The organism is Methanosarcina sp. KYL-1 (genome assembly GCF_024372725.1).
In the GTDB taxonomy this organism is placed as follows: Archaea; Halobacteriota; Methanosarcinia; order Methanosarcinales; family Methanosarcinaceae; genus Methanosarcina.
Window position 1 is genome coordinate 22,024 of record NZ_VOUA01000037.1, and the last position, 6,162, is coordinate 28,185.

Consider the following 6,162-nt stretch of genomic DNA (forward strand, 5'->3'; position numbering starts at 1 on the left):
CAATTTTAAGTTTTTAGTTAAATAAGGCCCTTCTTGCTTTTATATCTTCAGGATCCAGCCTCTTGAATTCCTCCTCTGTGATTACCACTACATCGACATTTTCTCCGGAAGCCGAGTCCCTTTTCATTGCGTTGTGGATCGCCCTGATTGCAAGTTCAAGACCTTCTTCTGTGGTCATGTTCTCTCTGTAGTGGTCTTCAAGTACCCCATAGGCCATGGGAGAACCGGAACCTGTAGCTGAGATCTTTGTTTCCTCAATGCTCCCTCCGAGAGGGTCAAGGGAATAGATGGAAGGCCCGTTTTTGTCAACCCCTCCGATAAGGAGCTGAACCATCATTGGGTAGTACCTGTTGGCACTTAAGAAGTTGGACATAAGGGTGGTGATCCCTTTAATTGTCATGGTTTCGTTTCTGCGCATCTTGTAGAGCTTTGACTCCACACCAATCAGCCGGACGAGCTGCTGGGCGTCGCCTACTGAACCTGCAGTTGTCATCCCCACCAGGTCATCAATCTGGTAAACTTTCTTTGCAGTTTTGCTTGCGATGAAATTCCCCATTGTGGCTCTCTGCTCGCTTGCGAGCACAATCCCGTCGGTACAGACTACTCCTACGGTAGTTGTGCCCTTTAAATATTTATCATTATCCATAAACATACCCTCATAATTAAGTTAAAAATGAGAAAATGTTGCTAAAAAAAATGTTTTGATTGAGGTGAGCATTTTTAGCTCAAAATGAAGGATTTAGCAATCCATTATCTCATTATTAATATCGCTATATATAACTTTTCCTCCGGTTTTTTCATTAAATTCGTTTAAATCTAAATCCGGAAGGAAGACCTTACAAAATATCTGCTTTATATCTGTTTTTCCCTTTGCCGAATAGTTAATCCCTTTGTGCCGGAAAATTCTGTTTTAATGGGAAATTTTCTCGACCTCTTCAGCGAGTTTTTTCACCCTCTGGACCACCTCTTCCCCGACCTGCTTTTTGCGCATGCGGGCAATTCTTTCTTCAATGGTGATCCTTTGAGTTCCCCTTACCAGGTTGTCGGCATGGGCAACTATTTTTTCTTCAAGGCTCCGGGGAAAATAATCGTCATCCGGAAGCCCTAACTCTCTGGCTTCCTCTCTTGAAATCCCGGCTCCGATGTGCCGCTTTATAATCTCGGAAAGCTCGGGTTTGATCCCCGTATCTTTTGCCAGCCTGAATCCCTCAACAGCATGGGAAATCCCATGTGTCCTGCAGCGCCCAAGATCGTGCAGGAGGGCTCCTGCCTCTACAAGTTCCAGGTCTACCTCATGCCCTGCTGCCTTAACCCTTTCGGCGATTTCAACAGCAAGTGAGGCAACTTCCCGGCAGTGTTCTATAACGTTAGGGGCACAGCCGGCTTCTTCAAGCAGTAGAATTGCTTCTGCTCCGGTGGTCACGGCAGGCCCTTCAGGCAGAAGTCAAGGCTTCTATTCGTTTTTTCAGGACGTTCACGAAGGGAGAGTTATCGTAATGGGCCAGGTCTTCTCCGCACATGGGGCAGAGAAACTCGGTTTCCGTGGCTTCGTCAAAGAGAAGGCGAACACAGCCCTGCGGGCAGACATAAAATACATTGTTCTCTTCAAATTCAAGGCGGACTTTCAGGTTCCTGAGCAGCTTTTTCTTTTCCCTCATGAGCTGGTGCTCGATGTCCGAAAAGTCCAGGTGCCAGAGGTAAGTGAGCCAGCCACTGTTTGAATCCCTCTCCCTCACAACTATTGCAAATTTGTTTTCATAGAGTATGAAGAGGGTTCTTCTTACGGTGTTAAGCAAAACTCCGCTCTTTTGAGAAATTTCCTCGTCCGTGACCTCGCCTTCGGGCATGTTCTCGATCATTTTGAGCCCCTCTTCCCCTACAAGGCTCATAAGGAACCCTCTAATAACCTTGTCATTTAAGTCGACCAACGTGTTCACCTCGTGAATCCCTATATGAATGGGACATACCAGTATTAAAATTTCATTCCATTTGTTTTCCAGGAATTACTCTCAATCCGGGCCCAGAGCTGAACTTTCAGCACCTCCGGCTTCACACCTTCCCGGTGGGGCTAAGGGATTCCCCCTGGGTTTTTATTGCTCTCTCAATAAAAGCTTTTATCCTTTCCGCCCCTCTTTCCAGGCCCAGGAGTGCCTCTTCCCTTGTAGAGGCGCATGCAAACAGAGAAGTCAGCGGCCCGTCCGGCTCCGTAACGGCTCCGGGGGAAGGAACATCTGCACTTTCTTCCCTGAGGATGATGTCCATGAGCGTTTGGTCTATAAATAACTCTCGATCCGAATAAAGAACTCCTCTGGCAGCGAATCGTTTTGGTACGGTTTTTTCCGGGAGTTCTCCCCTGAAACAGCCTGCATGGGCCTCAAAGAGGTTCAGGTCCGTTGCCCTCTCCACCGTATCCAGGCTTCCCTGGAACCTTGGGTTTATTTCAAGCACGACAGGCCCTTCTTCCGTTACCAGGAAGTCAACCCCGTTTGAGCCCATGAGCCCGAATTCGAGCACCAGCTCTTCTGCAAGCCTTTCCATTTTTCCGGCATGCTCTGTCTTAAAGGGGGTTATGTTCCCGCAGTAGGCAAAAGGCAGCCTTGAGAGCCAGGGGATTCCTATCAGCTGTTCGTTTACTGCCACAGCCAGGGCCTTATCCTCCGTAGCCAGTACGGAAACGCTGGCAGGGATTCCCCTTACAAATTCCTGGATTACCATCTCTTCTTCCCTGAACTCCGGGTCCAGACGGGAAAGCTCCTCCAGGGCGGCCAGAAGTTCCTGGCGGTTTCCTGCAACCCGGTTGAAGATTCCTCCTCCTCCGCGGGCAGGCTTGAGCATGACCGGATATTCTATTGCTTCAAATTCTTTAAGAGAATAACAGCGTGGGTGGGGCATTTCGAGGTCGGCAAGCCTTTTTGCCAGGTGGGCCTTGTCGGAAGCTTCCTGCACGGCTTTAGGGCTGCTGGCAAGTACGGGGCAGGAAAACTGGCGGGAATCGAGCATCTCGAGCCCCGAACCCGGGACAAGGGCGTCGAATTCCAGCCCGAAAGTTTCCATCTGTTCCTTTATCCGGGCAGGGTCAAGCTTGCGCAGCTCTCTCGGGCTCCTGCACTCAAGGAAAGCCGATGCGTATGCGCATTCCCGCAGGTCCTGGTCCATGAAGGCATCAATTGAGCAGACAGTATAACCCGCTCTTTTTGCGGAGCAGACAATATTTCGGGTATCAAATCCGATTATCAGGACATTCTGCATATTTTGCCCTTCTTTATCCCGTTTTTTACTTCCTTCCAGGTTTTTTGCTTCCTTCCGGATTTTTTACTTCCTCTGCGATGCTTCGGAGTGTGCCAGCGCAAAGAGCCCGTAAGGGGTCTTTAGGACACGGATTTCGCTTCCTGCTTCGGCAGCAAAGGACACGGGCTTTTTTATGGTGACGGTTTCATAAGTCCTTGGATCAAGCACAAGGATTGCGTTTTGTTCGATTGAGACCAGCACTGTAAGAACCGCATCTTCGATCCTGGCAACCTTTTCTGCGCCTTTGAGTTCCTCCGGAGTTGAGATGAAACGGGACCCATCTTCCAGGTAAATCCCGTTGACCTTTTTCCCGGAAGTCTTGATCTCGATTACCTTTTCCCTGAACTTTATTACGTCCCCGGGCCTGAATTCTGGCAGGCGCATTGCAAAAGTAATCCTGTAGAGGTTTTTGCCGTCTTTCATCCCTACCAGGGTGGGGGACTCGGAAAAGGTGCCTCCAAGTTCTGAGGAGATCAGCTTGCAGACCTGCCTGCTGGCATTCATTGAGCCCATATAAAAGTCGGCTCCTTCTTTCAGTTCCTGGGCGTCGGTGATAAAGGCCAGTCGGTCACCTTTCTTCTTCATGCTTTCCATAGATTCCCGGACGATGGCGGCACAGCGTCTTTTTTCCTCTTCGGTGGGGAACCGTCCGGCTGCCCGGATCTGGATGATCGCTTCAAAGTAGCCGCCTGACTCCCTGCTGCACATGTCGCAGGCTACCCTCTGGACCCTTACTTCGGTCTCGGCTTCGGCATGGACAGGTTCTCCCCTTACACGGGCATCCACTTCAGCCCTTACCATGTACGTGTAGGGTGTAATCTCTTTGGGTTCAAGGTAGAGTTCTACGTCCTCTGCATCGGCATGGATAAAGAGGGTGTCTTCTACGGCTCTCAGCACCACGTTTTCAAGCCTGCCGATGTTTTCCCATCGGCTTTTGTGGAAGTATGCTCCACAGCGGCCGCAGATCCTGACATGGAGGACGAGGGGCAGGTCTATGAGTTTGAAGTTTTCTAAGAAACAGTCCCTGCAAACTGAAACAACGAGTTTCTCGCATTCTCTGCCGCATTTCGGGCATGTGACGGAATTCATCTCTAATCCTTACTGGTAATCTTCTTTGAATTTTAGAAATTATCCGGCTCCAGAAGCCGGGTTCTTAAACCGTGTAAATATGAACGATTCACCTGTTAAGTACGGTCATATTATATAAGAATAGCTGGATTTGCTGATTTTGCCTTAAGGGGCGTTCCGGGACCCCTTACTTCCCGTGGGCAGCAAAATCAGCAAACAGGTTGGACTCAAAGGAGTCCGAAAAATCAGATTTAGGAGGCATGGGGAAAAAGTGTTTTCTTTTATATAAATATTTGTATTATTCTGTATGTTATATCGTGCAATTCTTGTATAAACTGTATTATTATATTTATCATTATTATGTTTATTCCTCTACTGCTTTTCACTTCCTTACCTTAATATAATTCTGCCAGCCTTCTTTCTGTAGGTCCTTTAGCTTCTTCCAAAAACCCCGGGTAAAGCCTGAGCTATAGCAAAAAGCACGAAAAAGGTTCTTCAGCGCAAAAGAACAAATGCACACTAAAACAGGGAAAAAACAGAAAAAGTATCCGTGTCAGGAAGACACGGATACTGCTGGTTTTAAAATTTGTTTTCTGACTTATTTTGGAGGCCAGTTCTTCTCTATCCAGCCTGGTATACGGCCGGAGTCCATTGGTCCAACCTTGACGTTTGCACCGAGTGTATCTTCGAGGTCACCCTGCAGACGGGCTGATAGACCTGGAATGATAAGGGTGTTGTGGCTTGTGTCCGTCTTGAGGTTGAAGCCTGCCTTTTCAAAGGCATCCTTTACCTTTGCGGAGGTCAGCTGACCCCCGGCAACGGCAGCTTCCACACCAATCCCATCTGTGTCAACTGCGAGCAGCCAGCATACTATTCCATTTGCCGAGATGTCGCTCTCCACCGTGTAGTATGTGAGGGCGAAGTTGGTTGTGAAGAACACCGGGGAATCTTTGTCCGGGTTTCCAACCTTATACATTCCGCCGTCCACGGAGACCGGTGTCCTCGGGTCTGTGTAGATGGTCTCAGCCAGGTGTACTTCAGGCAGGGTTGCGTATGGCTCCAGGCTGTGGAGGATCATGGCGTCGCCGTACCTTATGGTAAAGACTGATGCCATCACGGTTTCCCAGTATGAGGCGCTGACCGGGTCTGCAATTCCGGCCATCCAGGCAGTGAAGGGCAGGGCCAGGATCGGGTATGCGATCTCGGTGTCTCCCATAATGCCTGCTCTCCTGATCTTCAGGAAGTTGGTAAAGGTGTCCTTCAGTCCCTTGCCGCTCGGGTAGGTCCCCGGGTCAAGGACAATGTCCTTAATTCCTGCCTCTGCAAAGGTCTTTGCAAGGGTCTTGAGGGCGTCGAGGTCGTTGAATGCCGAGACTACCACAGGCACATTGTACTCAAGTGCGAGCTCTCCTACTTCCTTCCAGTTGTCCTTGTTTGCGGCGTAGAGCAGGGGGTTCTTGTCCTTTGCTGTTTCAAGTCCTGCCTTCAGGACAGCGGGGTTGAAGGAACAGAAGATCATGGGCAGGCCTGCTTCTGCAACCTTCTTGACAGCTGCGGCAAACTTTGCGGGGTCGTTGGAAACGGCCCTTATTGCAACACCGTCGAGGAGCAGGTTGCGGCCTACATAGAACTTCTTGAAGTCAGCGATCTTCTTTACTCTCTCAACAAGGGCAGCTTCCTCCATGTTGTCTGCAACATCGAAGAACATCTTTGTCTTGTTGAAGAATGTGAGCTTGTGGCGGTACAGGACGTCGTCTCCACCGATCTTTGCTGCTCTTTCGCCTACCCCTATGACAACTTCCCGGA

General features: G+C 49.4%; 6 protein-coding genes. All 6 read right to left on the reverse strand.

The window, feature by feature from the left end; translation table 11 throughout:
- Positions 1-13: 13 nt before the first annotated feature.
- Positions 14-646, reverse strand: coding sequence for an archaeal proteasome endopeptidase complex subunit beta (gene psmB / locus FTO70_RS16575; protein WP_255336883.1), 633 nt, complete (start codon positions 644-646; stop codon positions 14-16).
- A 264-nt stretch (positions 647-910) separates the two neighbouring features.
- Positions 911-1,423, reverse strand: a complete 513-nt coding sequence (locus FTO70_RS16580) for a TIGR00295 family protein (protein ID WP_255336884.1) — start codon at positions 1,421-1,423, stop codon at positions 911-913.
- A 10-nt stretch (positions 1,424-1,433) separates the two neighbouring features.
- Entirely contained in the window at positions 1,434-1,928 is a 495-nt protein-coding gene (locus FTO70_RS16585) for a transcription factor (RefSeq protein WP_255336885.1), read from the reverse strand.
- Positions 1,929-2,049: 121 nt separating this feature from the next.
- Positions 2,050-3,249 carry an ATP-grasp domain-containing protein gene (locus FTO70_RS16590; protein ID WP_255336886.1) on the reverse strand — a complete coding sequence of 400 codons (1,200 nt, stop codon included), beginning with the start codon at positions 3,247-3,249 and terminating at the stop codon, positions 2,050-2,052.
- 63 nt (positions 3,250-3,312) lie between these two features.
- A complete protein-coding gene (locus FTO70_RS16595) occupies positions 3,313-4,377 on the reverse strand; it encodes a 60S ribosomal export protein NMD3 (RefSeq protein ID WP_255336887.1) in 1,065 nt (354 codons plus the stop codon).
- A 577-nt stretch (positions 4,378-4,954) separates the two neighbouring features.
- A partial coding sequence (acsC, locus tag FTO70_RS16600; protein ID WP_255336888.1) for an acetyl-CoA decarbonylase/synthase complex subunit gamma occupies positions 4,955-6,162 on the reverse strand: 1,208 nt, incomplete at its 5' end.

Bases quoted from the DNA above. Each gene is read 5' to 3' on its own strand.
- psmB (WP_255336883.1), bottom strand. From the start codon at position 646: ATGGATAATGATAAATATTTAAAGGGCACAACTACCGTAGGAGTAGTC.
- FTO70_RS16590 (WP_255336886.1), bottom strand. From the start codon at position 3,249: ATGCAGAATGTCCTGATAATCGGATTTGATACCCGAAATATTGTCTGC.
- FTO70_RS16595 (WP_255336887.1), bottom strand. From the start codon at position 4,377: ATGAATTCCGTCACATGCCCGAAATGCGGCAGAGAATGCGAGAAACTC.